Genomic DNA, 18,771 nt, shown 5'->3' with positions numbered 1-18,771 from the left:
CGTCTGCCCGCACGGTGCCATCAGTCGCGCGACTGTGAGCCCCCTTGAATCAGGTCCCTCAGATGAGGCCCATCCGTTGAGCCACCTCTACCGCGTCGCGACGTGAGTGCACCTGGAGCTTGCTGAAGATCGACCGAACCTGGGTCTTGATCGTGTTGGGGGTCACCTGCCGGGCTGCCGCGAGCTCCGGGACGGACAACAAGGAGGAGAGGTCGCGAAGTAGCGAGAGCTCGACCGGAGAGAGGGGCCGGGACAGGACCGGCCCGAGGGCGTAGGTCCTACCCGGCCCCTCCTGGAGTTGGCGGGACGTCCGGAGGACACGCTCCACGAAAGGTCCATGACGACCGAACCGTTGTCGCCCGGCCGCGAGAAGACCAGGGACCTCGGGGGCCACCTCCAGCATGAGGCGGACGGTGTTGCGGGGCCCGGCCAAACTGACGGCCTTCGTCACCGCCTCGTGCGCCGACGTGGGGCGGCCGGTCCGCGCGGCGATGGCGGCGGACAGCAGCCACGCTGTGATCGTCGTGGTGACCACGACGGCGGATTGGTGTCCTTGGGTGACGGGGCCCAACAGGCTTAGCGCATCCCGGTGCTCGCCCAAGTGGGCCTGGAGAGCGGCCAGCATGACTACGGGTTCGGCCTTCCCAGGGAGCAGCCGGTCGGTGAGGGCGATGGCCCACTCGGCGAGGTCGAGCTCGCCCACGAGCAGGGTCATCCGCTCGAACTCTCGGGTCTCGTACGCCACGAGCGCCTCCGGGTAGGCGTGTCGGGACAAGGCGTCGATGTCGAGGCGTCGTGCCACTACGAGCTCTCGACGGCGCGCCGTCTGGGCCCGGTCGAACTCGACGTAGAAGGCGAGGGTCTCGGCGCTCCGCGCCGTCGCGTCGTCGGCCCCGTGGGTCGTGACGCCCGTCTCCGTCAGGCCCGCCCGGACGGCCGACAAGGCCCGGTTGCTCAGGTGCGACGCCGACTGCAGGTCGTAGGTCTCGTAGGCCGCGGCCGCCGCGAGGGTGTAGGCGAACGCGAGCTGGGGGCGGCCCGACCACCCCCGCTTGGCCGCGACGTCGATGCCGATCTGGGCCCACTTGGTCATTGCCGCGAAGTCCCCGAGGCGGGCTGCGACGCGTGACAGGGTGACCATGCACTGCATCGCCACCAGGTCTCGGTGGAGGCCCTCGGCCAGGCGCAGGGCGTCGGTCATGACCTCCTGCGCCTCGACCAGCCGTGCAGCATCCGCCAGGTAGGTGCCGAGCATCACGAGCTCGGCAAGCTCGAGGTCGCTCTCGGCCTTGGACCGCAGCCGCGGCGCGGTGGCGGCGCGCTGGTGGGACGCGCGGTGCACGAGCAGCTCCTCCACCTCGGGAGTCGTCGCCACTGCGCCGCGGAGGCGGTCGATGTCCAGACGGGCCAATCGGGACAGCCGCCTCTCCAGCGCCGGGTCGGGGGCCAGGGCGTCCAAGGTGGCTCCGGTGGCGTACGCCAAGAGGGCGTCGGCGCGGTCCAGGTCGCCGTCTTCGGCCTGGGCGAGGGCCAGGACCGCGCCGACCACCGGGTCGGACAGCGTCGACGGAGGGGCTTGGGCGAGGGCGTCGACAAGGACACCCTGCCGCCCCTCCAGGACCATGCCGATGCCGTGCTCCGACAGCACCGTACGGATGTGGGCCGTGTCCCGGGACGCCACGGCATGCGGCAGAGCCTCGTCCACCAGCCCCTTCGCCTCCAACCAGCGCGAAGCCTGACCCTGGAGGACGAGGAACCGTTCCGGCTCGGTGCGCTGGAGCTCGGCTGCGAGCTGCGAGCGCAGCAGCCGGTGGTAGCGGTAGGCGGTGCCGTGACCGTAGACCCGGGTCACGAAGGGGTGCTCTCGTGCCAGAGTCGCGAGAAGCGCCCCGGCGTCGGCCCGGCCGCTCAGCTCCTCGGCCAGCGGGACGTCCAGCTCTGGCACGACACTGGTCGCCCGGAGGACCAGGGCCGTGGGACCGTCCAGCTCGCCCAGGACCTCGTGGGTGAGGTAGCTCGCCAGCGACGCGTCGTCGACGGCGAACGAGCGCAGCACCCCCTCGATCGGGCGGCCGGCACCCAGGGCCAGGCACGCCAGTCGCAGGCCTGCTGCCCAGCCCTCGGTGAGGCGCACCAACCCCTCGAGCTCTGCCGTCCCCAGGCTGAGCCCGTGCCCTCGAAGGAGCTCCCTCGCTTCTGATAGCGAGAACCGGAGGTCGCCGTCCCGGACCTCGAGCACCTCTCCCGCCAGCCGGAGCCGGTCCAGGCCGAGGGCGGCCAAGGGATCGGACCTGCCCCCGAGCGCGATGGTGAGCCCGGCGCGGGACTCGAGGACCAGCTCCTGGACCACCCGGCGACACTCCTGTGTCCGCAGGCGGTCCACCTCGTCGAGGACCAACCAAGCCAGCGCTGGACGCGGGGCGGGAGGCGTCAGATGCCGCGTCGAGTCGAGCGCTGTCGTCAGCACTGTGCGTAGCACCACGGGGTCGTCGTGCCCGGGGGCCAGCGTCACCCAGGCGACGTCGGTGCCTCCGGAGAGCAGGCGACGGGTCCAGGCGCCGAGCAGTGTGGTCTTGCCCGCGCCCGGCGCCCCGGACACCGCAACAACCCTTTCAGGAGGTACGACGGCGGGCGGGCCGCCGGCCAAGAGTTCCAGACGAGGGCGTTCGACGAGGCTGGGTGGGGGCGGGGGAGCGTCGTTCCTCGTCCGTGCAGCCGCGTCCGACCTCGTCGGCATCACACGCCCATCACGCCCTTCATGGTGACACCCATGGACCCGTGCCGCCACGAGGCGGATTGGCCACCCAGGAGCCGGCAAGCTCGGAGGGGGCTGATGCCCGGAGCGAGGCGGACGCGGGGCCGGCGTGTTATGACCCAGACCGGCCCCGCGCGTTCACGTCAGGCGACCTCGCGTGCCACCCTCACCCCCGGTGCCGAGCGCCGCTGGTGCCTCGGTCCAGGGGGCGATCTGCAAGAAGAGCGGGGAAACGCCGTGACACCTCCAATGTCCGGGGGCGCACCCCCGTCGCCATCGGTCATCTGACTACACCTGCGAGGGAGGCCCCAGCTGGATGCCCACCGCGGCGTTCTCCGCGGGAGACGCATTCCAGTACCCGCGGCTAGCGGACTCGTCCAGGAACTGTTGCAGCTCCTCGGCCGTGGGTGGTCGCCTGGCGTCCTCGACCCCCGAGAGCGGTATGCCGATGCTCGTGAAGAACCCGGCCATGGTGGGCGTCGAGAGGATGAGGATCCGGCAGGGCTCCTGACCGGTGTTGCGGAACGCGTGCCGAGCGTCCGGTGGCACGTGGAAGATCTGTCCGGAGGCGAGCTGGGTCCACACCGGCTGCTCGTCGTGCACCGTGAGGGCCTGCACCCCGCCGGAGAGGATCACGAACGTCTCGGGGTCCCCGTGGGCATGCATCGGGATGGTGACGTCCGGGGGCACCAACCCTCGCAGGACCGCCGGGGCGCTCGCGGCCGAGTCGAGTGAGGTGAGCACCTCGATGGTGGGACCGAAGACGTCACGCACCTCGGGCGTGCTCCGACTGATGACCGCGCCGGCTGACCTCGGGTCGAAGCTCATGACGCGCACCTCCGACCGGGGGGCGGGGTGTGGCTGGCAACAACGGTGCTGAGCATGGTTCGAACCTCCGTGGTCTGGGCGTCCTCGAGACGACACCGGACGGGCGAGCAGGACCGGTCCAGCGTGCGACCGCCGACCACTGCAAAGCATCGGTACGGCGACTGCCGAGGATGCAGTCAGGAGACCGATGGCGTTGGCCCGCAACGGTGGACACGATCGCCACAGACGTCGCCTCGCGACCCCACGGCGAGGGACGCTGCTTCGAGGACGGAGACCTGGCAGTGGACCGGACACAGTCGCCCCACCCGCCCGCAGATGGCGCGATGACCGAGGGTGCGGCGGGAGAGGGCCGGCTGACCCGGAGGGACTGGTGGGCACTTCTCTCCCTCTCCCTCGGGTCGTTCGCGGTCGTTGCCGCCGAGTTCGTGCCCGTCGGCATCCTGCCGGAGCTCTCCGAGGAGCTTCGGGTCTCGGTGGGGACGGCAGGCCTCTGCGTGCTCGTGCCCGGGCTGGTGGCCGGCGTGAGCGCGCCGCCGCTGGTCGCCTGGCTCGCGAGCTGGGACCGGCGCCACCTGGTGCTCGCCCTCGGCCTGCTGCTCCTCGCCTCGAGCCTCATCGCGGCGTTGACCACTAGCTTTCCCGTGCTGCTCGCGGCCCGGGCGCTGGTCGGCCTCTCGCTGGGCGGTTTCTGGGCCGTGGTGCCGTCCCTGGGGTTCCGCATGGCTCCTCCGGGCTCGGGGCCGGTCGCCACGTCGGTGATCCTGGCCGGTATCTCGGTCGGCACCGTGGTCGGGCTGCCGGCCGGTCAGTACCTCGGCGAGGAGTTCGGGTGGCGCGCGGCCTTCTGGGCCACGGCGTCCCTCGCCCTGGTGAGCCTGGTCGTCCAGTCGGCGCTCGTCCCTCACGTGGAGCCGGTCACCAGCCTGCGGTTCCGCGACCTGGCCGGGGTGCTGCGGTCCCGGCTCGCCCGGGTGGGCTACGCGGCCACCGTGCTCGTGGTGACAGGCCAGTTCGCGGCCTCGACCTTCGTGAGTCCCTTCCTCATGGGTCCTGGCGAGCTTGACTCGTCTGCGCTGACCGGGCTGCTCACGGCCTACGGCGTCTGCGGCTTCGTGGGGACGCTCGTCGCCGGCCGGCTCCTCGGGCGCCACCCCGTCAGCACCACGGTGACGGCGATGGCCTGCCTTGCGCTCGCCATCGGGGTGCTTCCCGTGGTGGCCCGGTGGAATGGCGCCGTGGCCGCCGCCATGGCGTTCTGGGGGCTTCTGTGGGGCGTGATGCCGCTGTGCCTCCAGACCTGGATCATCCGTGCTTGGCCGCAGGCCCCGGAGGCTGCCTCGGCCGTGCTGGTCAGCGTGCTCCAGGTCTCGATCGCAGGCGGGGCGCTGGTGGGGGGCGTCGCGGTCGACCACCTGGGGCTGGCAGTGGACTTCACCGTAGGGGCCGCACTGGTACTGGCGGGCGCGGCGTACACGTCGGCCTCGTCGCGGGGGACCGGAGTGGGTGGGTGATGGTGAGCGCCGGACCAGTGGACGTGACGACGACGCGCAGGGCGACCGTCCGGAGAAGACGTACGGCCGACGGCCCCGGGCATCCGTGGCAGGTGCGCGTCACCGCGAACCTGTTCGGGATCCCTTTCGGCTGCGCGGGACTTGCCCAGTGCTGGACCGTCGCCCTTCGCGCGGGGGTGGTCGGGTCGTGGCCGGTGCACGCGGCCTGGTGCCTCACCACGACCACCTGGTTGGTCGTCCTGTGCGCCTACCTCGTGGACGCCGTCCGCCGGCACCGCCTGACCAGCGACATCTCGGACCCGGTCTTCGGTCCCTTCACGTGCCTGGCGCTGCTGGTCCCGATGATGATCGGGGTCTGGTTGGCCGACCTCGAGCCAGACTTGGGGCGTGTGACGTTCTGGGTGTCCCTCATCTCGGCGGTGGCCTACGGTGGGTTCCTGACCGGCCAGTGGGTCGTGAGTGAGCTGTGTCTCGACGAACTCCACGCGGGCTACTTCTTGCCCACTGTCGCGACCGGTCTGGTCGCCGCAGCGGCGAGCTCCGCGATGGGGTACGACGCTTTGGCGACGGTCATGTTCGGGTACGGGAGCCTCAGCTGAGTGGCCGTGAGCTCGTTGCTGTGGGCGAGGCTGCTCATCACCCCTGCTCTCCCGGCCGGGCTCGTCCCCACCATGGCGATCCAGGTGGCGCCGCCGGTGGTGGCGGGCAACGCGTGGTTCGTCATGAACCACGGCCGCGTGGACGGGGTGTCGCTCTTCCTCCTCGGGTACGCGTTGCTGATGGTGGTGGTCCAGCTGCGCCTGGTCCCGGTCTACTCGCGGCTCGCCTTCTCTCCCGGCTGGTGGGCGTTCTCGTTCTCGTACGCGGCCGCGGGCGCCGATGGCATGCGCTGGGCACTGGCGACCGGGAGCCCGCACAGCAGCCTGCTTGTCGCCGCGGTCCTCGGCGTGGTGACCGTCGGCATCGCCGGTCTGGCGCTCCGCACGGTTTGCTGGGCATGGCGGCCGGGGCCCTCGTCCGTTCCTCGGGACTGATGACCACCCCCTAACCGGCCGACCTCCGGGGTTTCGGTGAGGACTTTCTTCACTGGTTCAAGCGCGGCTTCGCCGCGAGGCCGGGGCCTCCGGCCCCGGCCGTGCCGGGCATGCGGCCTGGCGGCCGTTCCGGGCGCGGCCGGTCCCCTCGGCCCACGGCACGCGGCAGCGCCCGGGGCAGGTCCCAAGGCGCCGATTCAGCTTGGTCAGTGGGAGCGTCCACTGCGCTGATGACGGCAGGGGCCGGCGCGTGCCTGGCTGCCGCAAGCCCCAGCCCTCACCACCGGCATGGCGCCCGTTCTCAGACCCGTCCAGCCGACTTCCGTACCGGCATCGCAGCCGGACACCTCCCAGCCGAACGGGCTCGAGGTCACTGCGCAGACCCGCGAGGGCACCTCACGCTGTCGACCGACCAGTCTCGCGAGGCGTGTGCCCCCCGCGTGCCCCGGACCTTGCGAACAGGCCCACCCATGCAGTGATCCTGACGTCATCCGGAGCACGCCGACAACAACCGCGAAGGCCCAGGATGCCTTCGTGATGAGGATGTTCGCCGTCACATCTACACCCGACGGGAGGACGTTGCCGGTGGCGTCGATCGTCGCCGGGGCCCCCAGCACGAGCGAGGCCAGGTTGACCGTGTAGATACAGGCGTCCAGCATCGCTCCGCCACCGAGTTCTGCATTCCACAGCCGATGGTCGGGGTCGTACGGCATCTGCAGGCCGAAGTCGGCATGTACCAAGTGGGGGCGCCCGATCAGTCCCTCCGCGAGGATCTGTCGCAGGGTGTCGGACTGGGGCAGATATCGCGTCCACATGGCTTCCATGGCGAGGACGCTTGCCGCCCGTGCGGCGTCGGTGATCTCCTGGGTCTCGGCCGCGGACATCGCCATGGGTTTCTCGACGAGAACGTGCTTGCCCGCTGCGATCGCTTCCAGCGCGAGGTCCCGGTGGAGCGGGTGTGGTGTCGCTATGTAGACCGCGTCGACCTCGCCGTCCGCGATCAGCGCACCAGTGTCGGTGTAGGTCCGGGGGATGCCGAGTCGTGTCGCGACGGACTCCGTCTTGGCGGCATCTCGGGCTGCGAACGCCACGGCGCGCTGCGGCGTGTGTCTGTGCATCGAGCCGACGAACTGCGAGCCGATGCCGTGGTCGGATGACCGCATCTGGTCCGAACTGCAGGCCCGCGTCGGTGCCAACGGTCACGAGCTCGTCGAAGGCCCAATCACAGACCGGGCCGTTCTCAGGTTCCGAAGCTTCGTCAACGAGCCCATGCGCTACGGCAACATGCTGCTGGCTGGCGACGCCGCGCACACGGTCCCGCCTACCGGTGCAAAGGGACTCAACCTCGCCCTCGCCGACGTACGAGTCCTCGCGGAAGCGCTCGACAGGGCTTTGCGAAAAGGCGACCCCGACGCTCTCGGGGAGTACACCCAGCGCGCCCTTGTAGGGGTCTGGAAGTCCCAGCACCTTTCGTACTGGATGACCACGATGCTTCACACCCTCCCCGAAGCCACCGACTTCGATGTCCGTCGACAAATCGGAGAGAGCTTCAGTCCACCGTGGACTCAGCCGCCGGTTCTGCCTACCTCGCCGAGGGTTACACGGGGTGGCCGAACAGCGCCCCACGAACCGGCGCGCGCTGATTCCGGTAACCCGGACCGGTCCTCACGCACACGCCGACCGAGACCAACCATCAAGAAGAGGCACCACACTAGAAACGAGGAACCATGGCTAACCACGTGTACGGGCTTTCTGAGGTCGTAGGCACATCCCCAGACAGCATCGAAGCCGCCGTCAACAATGCGGTCGCAAGAGCAAGCACAACCCTGCGGAACCTGGACTGGTTCGAACTACAGGCAGTCCGGGGGCAGCTCAGCGATGGGGCCGTCGCGCACAGGCAGGTGACCGTGAAGCTCGGCTTCCGCCTCGAAGAGTAGGCGAGATCGACGCCTACAGGAGCATCACGGGCGCAGCCGCGCGGCGGCCCTGTCGGTGTCGGCACCTAACGTCAGCGTCAGAAGATCGACGCAGACGGAGGCGCACACGTGGGGAAAGCGGACGCACCACAAATCACCCACTCCAGCGAGCGTGTCTCCGGCCACGACAAGTGCGACCCGCAACCACCTGCCCTCGAACCTGCTCAGCCAGCGACCGTTGTGCTTTGGGACCTCGACAACGTGGATCCGGGCGTGTCAGGGCTCGACAAGGTAGGGGCAGCGCTGCGATCCCTGGCCGGGCCAAACACCTACCCTTTGGCGTCGGGATGCCCTTCGGTACTTCGCCGAGACGAGCCGACACTCATTCGGCTGGGGTACTTCATACTCCCTGCGCGCGCCCGTCGAAACGCGGCTGACGTACAACTGCTCAACGCAGCCTGGTGGCTGCGACGGCACGCAGGAGTGCAGCAGTTCGTCCTCGCAAGCGGCGACCACGGATTCTCGGCGCTGGCGCGCAAAGCAGACGTCACCGTTGTCGTACGGTCCAGCAACTCCGTCAGCCGCCGCCTCGCCAGTCATGCCACCACAGTCCTCACGGTGTAGTCCACCCAAGTCGAGCCAGCCTGAGTGGGGGACAGCTTGAACCGGCACCGACCGGTGAACGGACAACTCAGACAAGAACGAGAGCACCGTGCCGCTATCGGCATGGCAGTGACCGAGACGAACCAAGAAGTACGCCCATCGGCGTGGCCTGAGAACTGCCGCCGCCACTGCCAAGGCCGGGCTGTACAGCGAGTGCCGCCGCCTGCCGATGAACATGTACATGACCAGTCTCGACAACACGACAGAACCCACCACCGACACTAACCCCCGCGTCCCGGACGTCCCACAGGACCAGGAACAGACAGAAGCACCCTCACTCGGCGACGCTCGCCACCCCGCACGCCAGACACGCGAAGCAGTTCCGACCCGCGCCCTCCCCGGGTGGGCCATCGACCTCATCACCGACGGAGTCGCCGCCCCCGACCTCCGGCGCACCGGCAACCGAGCAGTCGTCGGAGCACTCATCAGCACCGCCATGAGCGCCCAGCACCACCACTGGTCAATCATGGAATGGGAAGCCGTCGTGCTCGAACCACAACGCCGTCTGATCACCCAACTACGCCGAGGAAGCACGCCCCGGCCAGAGACCCCCGCCCGCATCCGGCAAACGCTTCACTACGCCTGGGACCGAGCATGGGCTAACCGCACCACCAGTCCAGCCTGGGACCAAAACGCGGTTGCGCATGAGATCGACAGTCGCGTCGACCACGCCAAAGCAACCGCCGACGACCCCAACAACGCGCTGCTCGACTCAGACCGAATCGTCCTGCGTCACGCCGCCAACGAGATGAAGAACCGAGCCATGACCAGGGTCGCCCTCCCTTGGCGCGCAGTGTCCTCCGCGACGACTCTGGGGGAGCGCACCACCAAGAACGCCCTCGCGCGACTCGTCGCCCACGGAGCGCTCGAACTCGCAGAGCGAGGCAGGCCAAGCGGCCCGCGAGCAAAGAAGCAACGCGCCAACATCTACGAGGTCGCCCCCAATAGAAGCCGGGGGACCCGGCCTGTGGGACCACCCGGTGGCCAAAGTGGGACCTCCTCCAAGCCTCGCGTTGGGACCCCCCGCGGCCCTGTCCGTAAGGCAGCTCCACCTGCCGCAAGCGCACCAGGGGCACCGGGCATCCGGATCATCCGTCAGCCAAACGGGCAGATCATCCTCGAATCCGCCGCAACCGATCAAGGCGCTCTGATCGCCCTACTGACGACCTTGGTCTCAGGAGAGCCACCCCGGCCCATCGCCGCATAGTGGGCGGTCAACCAGAGGCCGTGGCCCGCCGATGCCTAGGGCAGGCGCCAGTGCCAGTGCCGAACCGCCGATGAACAGATCGCCATCAACCGAACGCCACGGAGAAGCCATGAACCCCGACCTCATCCGCCTCGCATACAACCTGATCGACACTGAGGTCGCTACGCAGTACGCATTCACGAACGACCCCCATGACCCACGCGAGAGCCTTCTCCGACGCCGGCAAGAACTGCGCGACGATGTCACAGGTTTGGTCCCTGAGGACCTGTGGTGCCTCGCGGAGGCGCTGACCGACCTCGCGTGTTCGAGCCTGCACAACCTTGTGTCGAGCGGAGAGGCCACGTACGGCGCCCTCGACCGTGGCTTGCGGCAGGCACTGGACACGCGGAACCTCCACGGGTTCGCCAACCCGCCGTGCTCCTTGCCTGAGACGGTCAGCCAGAGGCTAGGGCGAGACGACCGGCCGACAACCTGTCGAGATGCTCGCGGCATGGAGTGTTAGGACGTCGCGTCCAGGAACCCGGGGGAGTTTCTGACGATCCGTGCTGCAACGAGGTGACTGCCTGGGCTTCAAGGGCTCCAGGATTCACCCGTCACGAGTCCGCAGAGTGGGCGGTCGCGCACGTCCCCACCCAGACCGGTCAGGCCTGGGCGGCTGCCGGCTGGAGGCCCGATCAGGTATGCGAGTTGCTGAATAGGGAGACAGATCCTGACGTCGCTGTCCTGTGGACGCAGACGGGCATGGATCCGCGGGATGCCTTGGAACACGCGTACGGAGGCGCGACCCCCGAAGCGTTCCTCAACCGGTCAGCAGAAACCGATATCCCGTCTTTGACCGGTTGTGCCTAGGCGGTCGCTGTGACGAGACGGCGCCCGATCGAAGAGCACAGCCGAGACCGCGCCTCGCGGAGCACGCCGACAGTTTTGTCTTGGCTCGTCCCGCTGCGGACAACCCTCCCCGCTCCCTGCGCGGCCGGCGTTTCCCTTGTTGGTCAACCGTTCGTACGCGACCGCCGATAAGACGCCGGTCACGATCCACATCCGAACCAAGGAGCACCATGAATCAGGAAGCCCTGACCTGTCAGTGCGGAAACCCCGACCTCCGAGTTGAGGTGGACATGTCCGCTGTGATTGTCCTCGACCCCCAGGGGATTGCGTTGGAGTTCGAAGGGCACAGCACTCACCCGCGGGTCGGTGACGTGTACTGCATGAACTGCACCGCCCGGTCCGCGGCCCAATACCTTCCGAACGTCCCCTTCGACGCTAGTCATCAACTGGCCGTCGCATGGGCAGTGGAGGCACTTGAAGCCACGGCCGGGAGCCTGAGCCTTCGTGGCTAACGGGTGCGCCATACCTGGGCGGCGGGTTCCCACCCCAACGAAGGATGGGCGTTTGCTGCCGAGTCGCGCGCCCATCGGTACCAGTCGCGTTCGGCCATGTTTCTGATGGCGGACTTGCCATTGTCGGTCATCCGCACCGCACTCACAGCGCGTAGATCGGTTTCGCCCACTTCGTCGTTGCGGTCGCCAACCGGGCCGACGCGCACGCGCACTGGATCCAGATGTCCTTCTGGGCGCTGCAAATGCCCGGAGCTCGGGTGAGTTGGGATCCCTGTTGAGGTTGTCGATCCAGGACTCCCTTTCGATGCCCACGCCAGAACTGGTGCCGGGCGGCGGGGCCGAGATGTACGGCTCCACCGACGCGCGGGAGAGCCCGACGGCGAAACGGTTTGGCCTTTCCTCGCCGTAGAAGTCGCGCTCTTCCTGGTTCCACAGGCAGGTCTCCTCGAGACCGGCAAGGTCTTCGACCAGCTCAGCGGCGACGCGCAGACTGTCCTTCCAGCCGTGCTCCAGCCATTGACCTCGCGTGGAGTGGCTGGTCATCAGGAATCGTGCCCGCTTGCCCAGATGAGGTTCACGCCGTCGAGGGCTCGTCGGATGAGAGCGCCCGGACCCCGACTTCGGTCGGGCCTCGCCCGCAGCGACGAGCCCCGCTGGTTCAGCGTCCAGCGGGTAAGGCTCAGCCATGATTAGCCCCCAGACCGGGCACCAGTGCCGTCAGCTTCATCCGGGCGGACGACCAGTGCGAGCTGGGAGCCGAAGTAGGCGTCCGTCAGGACATCGTGGACGACCCCGACAGTCTTACCTGTTCGGGGGGCGCGGACCATTCCGCCCTGGCCGTACTAGATCCCGACGGCAGGTTCAGACTCTCGGGTCGTTGTCGAAGAAGGCTTGGGCCAGAGGCACCGGCACCGGCGGGATTCCCACCGCGGATGGCAGTCCCGAGGCCTAGGTCATATCGCCGAGGGGTCCCGGCCGGCGCTTCGAGCGCTGGGGAAGGCGGACAACAGTCGCTTGCGCTCCGACTTGAGATGCGACCGGATGGCCAGGGTGCGATATGCGCCAAAAGCGATCATGACGGCACCCAAACTCAACAATGCCCAGCGTCCCGTCTCGGTTGTTGTAAGAGCGAGAACGAGAGCCCCGTAGCCTGCGGCAGCCCATGCAGGTCCGGGCCACATCAGCCGGTCATTGAAGGCCTCGTTTGCAATGAGGTAATCAAGGTGCCTACGCCACTCCGCCTGGTACTCGCCGGGGACGACGTCGTCGATCTCCAAGGCTTCCTTCAGGCGCTGCTGAGTGGTGCGCGGGCTGAACGTGGCCCAAAGGGCTCCCACCGTTGCGCCGATCAGCGGACCCACAACCGCGATCAGAGCTAGCCAACTGTCCTTCGCCATTCGCCTAGTGTGACGGCCTGCTTAGCGTTACCGGTAGCGGCACGCCACAGAGTGGTGAGACGTGCGGATTGCGGCTGCTCGCGTGTCGCGCACCGCCCAAGCGTCGCACTAGCCGTGATCGTCTGGCCGCGCCGGCGGGGAGCACTCAGGCGGCGACGCGATGCGGGGGCAATTCGTTGCGAGCGCCCTGCAATCAGTAGGTCAACGACGCGCCAAATCCCGGCGGGTCGCTGGTCCCCGGTCTCGATGACCGTTGTCCGCCAGGCGAGTTGCTTCCGCCATGCGCGGCCGTGACACTGTCCTGCTTGTGGCGTCTTGCTGGTCACCACGCTCCGCGGTGCACGACCCCGTCGAAGGGCTGGTGATTGGTCGTGATGTCGTCACAGGGTCGGTGTGACCGGCCTCCTGAGGATCCCGCGGTGGGGTGCAACGGGTATCCGACACGGATCCTTCGAGGCGCGCGCGAAACCCCTGAGATGTGCAGACTCTTGGCCAATGCGACCCGCACCGCGCCCGCTGGCAACGGTTTGCGCTGGCACCCGGGGTCGGCGACGACCATCTCGTCGGCGTGCGGAGAAGAGTCCCTGCTCTGTCGATTCCTTGACTAGCCCTTTACCCCTTTGCCGCTCTCGGATGCCGTGAGCGGGTGCAGCATGTGGCCCATGGTGGTTCCACCGAAGGTGCTCGGCTCGCCAGTCGTTCTGCCCAGCTGAGTGTCTATCACGAACAGGGTATGCACCGTCGAAGCACTTGGGGGGGCCGGGTGGCAGTCAACGACAACACTTATCTGATGGCTCTGTGGACCACTCTGACCGTTGCCACCCTGGAGATGAGCGCCGCGGCATACCTCGGCAGGGCCCCAGAAGGTTTTCGCCTCCTGGGCGAGGGCGCGCACGTCATCCGTGAGGCTCTTGAGTGTGTTGAGCCTAAGTGCCGCGTCTCCGCTGTCGCGCTGCAATTAAGGCCCGGGTTCAGCGCCTCCCGGCAGGGCATGGGATTGGACCAGAACTCACGGCGCCGGGGTGTCCGCATAGCGGTGGTCGCGGCTCCCGAAGCTGGCAGGCGGAACCCGTTCCTGCGGGCCTCCCAGCGCCACGCCCGGCCCGGTCCATCGTACGGTTCATTCATCCTGTTGGATCGGGCCTGTGTCATTCTGCCGGGCCTTCCCACATGTACGGGGGGAGAAACCGCATGGCTGGGCACGAATCCCGAGCTCGTTAAGCTGGCGTGCCGCATCTGGGATGACACCTGGTCGCGCAGCGCAGACCCCGCTTCAGAGGGATGGCCGGACCTGTCCCAGCGCCAGCTCGCCATCGCCCAAGGTGTCGCGTCGGGGTCGACCCACGCAGCAATTGCCCGAGGTCTCGGAGTGAGCTTGCGGACCGTCGATGAGGAAGTCCGTCGTGTGCGCCCACACCTGACTGCCGTTATGGGGAGAGCCTGAGCGCCAGGGCGGCCATGCACACCGGCCCAGACAGCTCGAGCGACCGCTCGAGACACGGAATGGACCGGTGTGCTGCGGTCACCACCCCACGCGTACGCAGGCCCGTCCACGGTAGGCGTTGTTGGTGAACACGTATGCACAGGCGTACCCCTTCTTGGCGGTCCCATGCCCCCGGTACACCGAAGCGACCGTGTACTGCTGACCACTTCCGGCGGTCCCACCCGCGCTGGAACAGCCCGTGTTCGTGAACGCGCGTTCGGTGTACCAAGGATTGCTGTTCATGTCGAGGTACACCCAGTTGATGTAGTAGTTGCAGATCATGTCGCCGGTGGTCAGCTGGATCTTGGCTGACTGGCTCGTGATGTCCGTGCCGCTGCCGGTAATGGCATGCCTAATGACTCCGCTGTCAGTGCCGGCCACGTAGCCCCATGTGTTGCCATCGGCACTCGCGGACGTCGCGGTTACGCATAGCAGCGCCAGCGTTCCGAGCGCGGCGACTGCCGCCTTGGCCTTGAGTCTGTTCACGACTGGTCCCTTTCGATGCGGTGGTCTGACATAGGCATTCGTAGAGCTGCCGACGACCCGTCGTCGACGTCCGCTGCACGAACACGCAGCCAGCATTGACACGGCACGCCCGAGCCGCGGCGCCTCAAGGGCCGGTACAACCAGGCATTCAGTGAGGCGACGAGCCCGTGCCGGTGGCAGACACGCCGAGTTCAGCCGGGTCGCGCGAACGCCCGAAGAGGGTGCTCGTCGCGTACGCGCTGAGTTCCCATCCGCGATGAGGAGCGCTGGCCCTCCCGTTTGGGGGGCCTAGCTTCCGAAAGAGCTGTGCAAAGGCGGCGGAGTGACGCACCTCGAGGATCCCGGCAGAGCGGTCGTTTGGGGCGATGTGGTGGAACGCGTCGCCTCCGCCCGCCTTGCGATCCGACGTGGCAGGGTGGCGTGCCATGACGTCCGAACCGCAGGCCGCCGAGCAGCAACCAGAGCACTATGACGCCTTCGCTGAGGCGTACGCGCGGGCAAACGAGAACGGCCTGTTCAACCGGTGGTACGCCCGGCCGGCGGTGTTGGATCTGCTCGGTGACGTGGCTGGGCGGCGGATCTTGGACGCTGGCTGCGGTTCTGGGCCGCTCCTTAAGGATCTTTCGGAGCGAGGCGCGACCGTGTCTGGGTTCGACGCGAGCCAGGCGATGATCGGGCTGGCCCGGGCGCGGCTCGGAGAGGAGGCCGAACTGAATGTGGCCGACCTGACCCGTCCACTTCCGTACGGCGCCGAGGAGTTCGACGACGCCGTGGCGGTGCTCGTGCTCCACTACCTCGAGGACTGGTCGCGGCCGCTCGCCGAGCTGCGCCGGGTGCTGAAGCCCGGCGGACGGCTGGTCGTGGTGGTCAATCACCCGGTCATCCCGCCGGTGATGTACCCCGAGGTGAACTACTTCGCCACCGTTCCGAACGCGGAGGAGTACGACTTCGACGGCGTCTCGGCCACGCTCACGATCTGGTACCGCTCGCTGAGCGCGATGTCGGAGTCGTTTACCACTGCAGGCTTCAGGATCTCGACGATCAGCGAGCCGTCGGTGGCGCCCGACACCCCACCGGAGTTGCTGCCGTCGAGCGAGTCCGATCCGACCCGTTTCATCGGGTTCATCTTCTTCGTCCTCGACGCCGTCGCCTAGGGGGCGCCCGAATCTCACCGCCCACCAGCCTGGCCAGGGTTCGAGGCCTAACGCGCTTGCTCATTCGGCCGATCCGGTAAGGCTGCGTCTGGGTGGCTCGCCGGGAAGCGACGAAGTGACGCAGGTGCAATCCCTTTGCGAGCGCCCACGTTTGGTAGGTCAACGACGAGCCGAACCTTGGCGGGTCGGTTGATCCCAATCTCGATGACCGTTGTGCGCCGGGCGAGCTGTTTCCGCCATGCGCGACCGTGACACTGTCTTGCTTGTGGCGTCTCGCTGGTCACCACGCTCCGCGGTGCACAACCTCGTCGAAGGGGCGTCGGTTCAGCCGGTTGATCACGGCCAACGGCTTGTCCGACGGATAACCGACGGAGAGCATGTAGGCCAGGAATCGTCCCTCAGGAAAGCCCAGAACGTTCCTGGCCTGGTCCTGGTCAGCGGCTGCGGCATGGCCTGTGCCGACACCCAGGTCGGCGGCGGCGATGGTCATCGCATAGGTGGCTTGGCCGAGGTCGTACTGGAGCAGCTCTGACTGCCGAGCGTCCTTCGGCTCGGGAGCGACGATCGCGATCGCGGCAGCCGCTCCGGCGACATGCTGCGCCCCCTGCCAGACCTTCGCCAGCTCGACCAGCTGCGCTCGATCCGTGACGAGCACGAAATCCCAGGGCTGCCAGTTACCCGCCGACGGGGCACGCCGCCCAGCCTCGAGAATACGGTCGAGCGCCTCGTCAGGAACTGGCTGCTCAGTAACTGCCGCACATTTCGTCGCGCCCGCAGGGCGCCCCACGTTTCCACGGTCTCATCCTGCGCCTTCAACCCATTCGTGGCGACCATCTACGGCGGCCGCTGGCCGAAAGCGGGCTCCGCATGCGTGGTTAGCCGACCGCCCAGCTCGGGTCAACAACTGGCACCCGATCCGCACCCTCATGTTGATTAGCGGAGCTTCGAGCATCTTGTCGGAGGGTTGGCACGCCCCGCACTGTCCTGCAAGATGCCGCACATGAGCACGACCGAGGGCCCAGGTGACGAGCCATCACACGGCACAGTCTGGAGAGTTCGTCACCCAAGCCTTCGAGTACGACAGTGGACGGCAGGTCACGGTGTACGTGCCGCCCGACCCGCCGGAGTTCATCGTGTTCGCGGGTGATGGTCAACTGCTAGCCCCGTGGGGCTGCGACTTGGTAGGGACCGATCTGCCGTCCACGATGGTGGTGGGCCTACACCGCAAAGCAGATGAGACGCTGCGCCTCCACGAGTACTCGCCGCGCTTCAACCCGGAGCGGTTCGCGGCACATGAGAGGTTCCTCCTCAGCGAAGTCACGCATTGGGTACGGACCAGGTTCGGCGTAGCGCTGCCCGCCAGACACACGGCGGCGCTCGGAGTATCGGCCAGTGGAGAGCTGGCCCTCGCCCTGGGCATGCGACATCCGCAGGAGTTCGGAACCGTTCTATGCGCTTCGCCGGGAGCGGGCTACCCACCGCCTGAGCCGATGCCATCCCTACTACCGAACGTGTATCTCGTTGCTGGCACGGAGGAGCCGTTCTTCCACGAGAACGCGATGCGATGGGCGACGGCCCTTCGCGACGCGGGCGCCGACGTCGTCATGAAGGAACGCGCCGGGTCGCATGGCGACCCCTTCTGGGAACAGGAGTTCCCGATGATGGTGGCGTGGGCGACCCGGCACTGACAGTGCGGACGTCCCCTCATGGCACCCCTTTAGGTCAAGACATGGCGGGGGCGAGAGTTCTACGCTGGTTGATGGCGGGTCCGGGAAGTGGCTTGTCCGAAGTGCCGGTGTGGGGTTGTGAGCCGGTCGCGCTGGAGTCAGAGTCGTTGCCCCGTTGCCCTCCCGGGCCCGTCGCCCTGTTCTGGTCGCGCCTGTTCTGGTCGGCGACCATGCGGGCGTACACGATGTTCGACAGGCGCCGTTTGAGCGATCGCATCGCCATCAACGAGGGTGTCCCGCCGGCCTTCTTCGCCCGATAGAAGTCCCGCCCCGGGGTGGGGTTTCGCAGCTGCACCACGGCCATGATGTGCAGGGTCCGGTTGATCCGCCGGTTCCCGGCACGGGACAGGCGGTGCCGTTGCTGGTTCCCGGAGGACGCGTCCAGTGGCGCGGTGCCGTTCCACGACGCGAAGCGGTCCTTGTCGCGGAAGCGGTGGATGTCTCCGACGTCGGCCAGCAGCCGGGCTGCGCCGGTGGGTCCGATCCCGGTCAGGTCCATCAGGGTCGAGCCGCGGTCGGTGACCAGCGCGGCCAGGTCCTTCTCGGCGGTCTTGATCTTGCGGTCGATGGCCTCGAGCTCACCGATCAGCTCAACCACGATCCGGCGGCGCGTCTTGCCGGCCAGGTCCCGCGGTTTGGTGGTGGCGATCAGGGCTCGGGCCTGCGGGGCGGACAGGAACCGTTTGGCACCACCGGGAAACAGCTCGAGCAACAGCCGATGCAACCGGTTGAGGGTTTGGGTGCGGGCCCGGCCGAGCTCGTCGCGACGGTCGACCAGCAAACCCATCACGACCAGGTCGCCGTCGACTTGCACCCGCCGTAGGCCGGGCTCAGCGGGGGCGTACAGCGCCGCCAGCGCGACCGAGTGCGCGTCGACCGGGTCCGTCTTGCGCCCGTTGCCGGTAGCGAACACCCGCACCTGCGCCGACAGCTTGGCCGGCACGTCCAGCACCGTCTCGCCGTCGTGGACCAGCCGGTGGGCGATGTGCCGCCCGATGCCGTTGCAGCCCTCGACCGCCCACACCCTGTCCCGGTGCTCCCGACCCGCGGCGAGCAGCTCGGCGTACCCGGCTCGGTCCGTACCGAACCGTCCCACCGCCACCATCCGCCCAACCTCGTCGATGACCTCGATCGTGGCCGAGCGTTTGTGCGGGTCCATCCCGATGATCACGCCCATCGCCGTGCTCCCTTCACTCGCTGTGATGTGAAGCGGGGAGGGCATTGCTACTTCGAGCCGGACAAACCCCTTTCGAGCCTCTCCTCGCGCGGT

The 18,771-nt window shown here is 68.0% G+C and carries 13 protein-coding genes and 1 pseudogene; 7 read left to right on the top strand and 7 right to left on the bottom strand.

The annotated features are described in order from the left end of the window. Window positions 1-58: 58 nt before the first annotated feature. Window positions 59-2,599 carry a LuxR C-terminal-related transcriptional regulator gene (locus ABEG17_RS02680; protein WP_406831736.1) on the bottom strand — a complete coding sequence of 847 codons (2,541 nt, stop codon included), beginning with the start codon at window positions 2,597-2,599 and terminating at the stop codon, window positions 59-61. A 444-nt stretch (window positions 2,600-3,043) separates the two neighbouring features. After that, window positions 3,044-3,583 (bottom strand): cupin domain-containing protein, encoded by a 540-nt coding sequence (locus tag ABEG17_RS02675; RefSeq protein ID WP_406831735.1) that lies wholly within the window; start codon window positions 3,581-3,583, stop codon window positions 3,044-3,046. Between the two features lie 323 nt (window positions 3,584-3,906). Between ABEG17_RS02675 and ABEG17_RS02670 the strand changes: the two genes are divergently transcribed. Together ABEG17_RS02670 and ABEG17_RS02665 are read left to right on the top strand one after the other, a co-directional pair. After that, on the top strand, window positions 3,907-5,094 hold the full coding sequence (locus ABEG17_RS02670) for an MFS transporter (RefSeq protein WP_406831734.1): 1,188 nt from the start codon (window positions 3,907-3,909) through the stop codon (window positions 5,092-5,094). Then, a pseudogene (locus tag ABEG17_RS02665) lies at window positions 5,094-6,128 on the top strand (hypothetical protein). Before ABEG17_RS02670 ends, ABEG17_RS02665 begins: the two are co-directional and overlap by 1 nt. Window positions 6,129-6,334: 206 nt before the next feature. Here the strand turns inward: ABEG17_RS02665 and ABEG17_RS02660 are convergent. Further along, entirely contained in the window at window positions 6,335-7,219 is an 885-nt protein-coding gene (locus ABEG17_RS02660) for a Gfo/Idh/MocA family protein (RefSeq protein WP_406831733.1), read from the bottom strand. Here ABEG17_RS02660 and ABEG17_RS02655 point away from each other — a divergent pair. The 3 genes from ABEG17_RS02655 (at window position 7,161) to ABEG17_RS02645 (ending at window position 10,416) form a co-directional block, all read left to right on the top strand. After that, the gene (locus tag ABEG17_RS02655) at window positions 7,161-7,892 is read left to right on the top strand and encodes an FAD-dependent monooxygenase (protein ID WP_406831732.1); all 732 of its coding nucleotides are present in this window, start codon (window positions 7,161-7,163) and stop codon (window positions 7,890-7,892) included. The genes ABEG17_RS02660 and ABEG17_RS02655 overlap by 59 nt on opposite strands. Beyond that, window positions 7,856-8,065: a dodecin gene (locus ABEG17_RS02650; protein WP_406831731.1), complete on the top strand. Its 210-nt coding sequence runs from the start codon at window positions 7,856-7,858 to the stop codon at window positions 8,063-8,065. Before ABEG17_RS02655 ends, ABEG17_RS02650 begins: the two co-directional genes overlap by 37 nt. Window positions 8,066-10,023: 1,958 nt before the next feature. After that, on the top strand, window positions 10,024-10,416 hold the full coding sequence (locus ABEG17_RS02645; protein ID WP_406831730.1) for a hypothetical protein: 393 nt from the start codon (window positions 10,024-10,026) through the stop codon (window positions 10,414-10,416). A 1,791-nt stretch (window positions 10,417-12,207) separates the two neighbouring features. On the opposite strand, the gene ABEG17_RS02640 is transcribed toward ABEG17_RS02645, so the two are convergent. Together ABEG17_RS02640 and ABEG17_RS02635 are read right to left on the bottom strand one after the other, a co-directional pair. Continuing rightward, window positions 12,208-12,651, bottom strand: a complete 444-nt coding sequence (locus tag ABEG17_RS02640) for a hypothetical protein (RefSeq protein WP_406831729.1) — start codon at window positions 12,649-12,651, stop codon at window positions 12,208-12,210. Window positions 12,652-14,173: 1,522 nt separating this feature from the next. Further along, window positions 14,174-14,620: a hypothetical protein gene (locus tag ABEG17_RS02635; RefSeq protein ID WP_406831728.1), complete on the bottom strand. Its 447-nt coding sequence runs from the start codon at window positions 14,618-14,620 to the stop codon at window positions 14,174-14,176. A 425-nt stretch (window positions 14,621-15,045) separates the two neighbouring features. On the opposite strand from ABEG17_RS02635, the gene ABEG17_RS02630 reads away from it, so the two are divergent. Beyond that, a complete protein-coding gene (locus ABEG17_RS02630) occupies window positions 15,046-15,774 on the top strand; it encodes a class I SAM-dependent methyltransferase (RefSeq protein ID WP_406831727.1) in 729 nt (242 codons plus the stop codon). A gap of 280 nt (window positions 15,775-16,054) precedes the next feature. Here the strand turns inward: ABEG17_RS02630 and ABEG17_RS02625 are convergent, their stop codons facing one another. Further along, the gene (locus tag ABEG17_RS02625; RefSeq protein ID WP_406831726.1) at window positions 16,055-16,561 is read right to left on the bottom strand and encodes a nitroreductase family protein; all 507 of its coding nucleotides are present in this window, start codon (window positions 16,559-16,561) and stop codon (window positions 16,055-16,057) included. Window positions 16,562-16,796: 235 nt separating this feature from the next. On the opposite strand from ABEG17_RS02625, the gene ABEG17_RS02620 reads away from it, so the two are divergent. Further along, window positions 16,797-17,462, top strand: coding sequence for an alpha/beta hydrolase (locus tag ABEG17_RS02620; protein ID WP_406831725.1), 666 nt, complete (start codon window positions 16,797-16,799; stop codon window positions 17,460-17,462). A gap of 34 nt (window positions 17,463-17,496) precedes the next feature. Here ABEG17_RS02620 and ABEG17_RS02615 read toward each other — a convergent pair whose 3' ends face one another. Then, window positions 17,497-18,678 (bottom strand): IS110 family transposase, encoded by a 1,182-nt coding sequence (locus ABEG17_RS02615; RefSeq protein WP_406831522.1) that lies wholly within the window; start codon window positions 18,676-18,678, stop codon window positions 17,497-17,499. Window positions 18,679-18,771 lie beyond the last annotated feature (93 nt).

This window comes from Pedococcus sp. KACC 23699 (genome assembly GCF_045348425.1).
Lineage (GTDB): Bacteria > Actinomycetota > Actinomycetes > Actinomycetales > Dermatophilaceae > Pedococcus.
Note: the sequence above shows the minus strand (reverse complement) of the source record. Positions and strands in the feature narration are given on the sequence as shown.

Coding starts and splice junctions, on each gene's coding strand:
- ABEG17_RS02650 (WP_406831731.1), top strand. CDS start 7,856: ATGGCTAACCACGTGTACGGGCTTTCTGAGGTCGTAGGCACATCCCCA.
- ABEG17_RS02645 (WP_406831730.1), top strand. CDS start 10,024: ATGAACCCCGACCTCATCCGCCTCGCATACAACCTGATCGACACTGAG.
- ABEG17_RS02670 (WP_406831734.1), top strand. CDS start 3,907: ATGACCGAGGGTGCGGCGGGAGAGGGCCGGCTGACCCGGAGGGACTGG.
- ABEG17_RS02615 (WP_406831522.1), bottom strand. CDS start 18,678: ATGGGCGTGATCATCGGGATGGACCCGCACAAACGCTCGGCCACGATC.
- ABEG17_RS02655 (WP_406831732.1), top strand. CDS start 7,161: ATGCCGAGTCGTGTCGCGACGGACTCCGTCTTGGCGGCATCTCGGGCT.
- ABEG17_RS02630 (WP_406831727.1), top strand. CDS start 15,046: ATGACGTCCGAACCGCAGGCCGCCGAGCAGCAACCAGAGCACTATGAC.
- ABEG17_RS02675 (WP_406831735.1), bottom strand. CDS start 3,583: ATGAGCTTCGACCCGAGGTCAGCCGGCGCGGTCATCAGTCGGAGCACG.
- ABEG17_RS02640 (WP_406831729.1), bottom strand. CDS start 12,651: ATGGCGAAGGACAGTTGGCTAGCTCTGATCGCGGTTGTGGGTCCGCTG.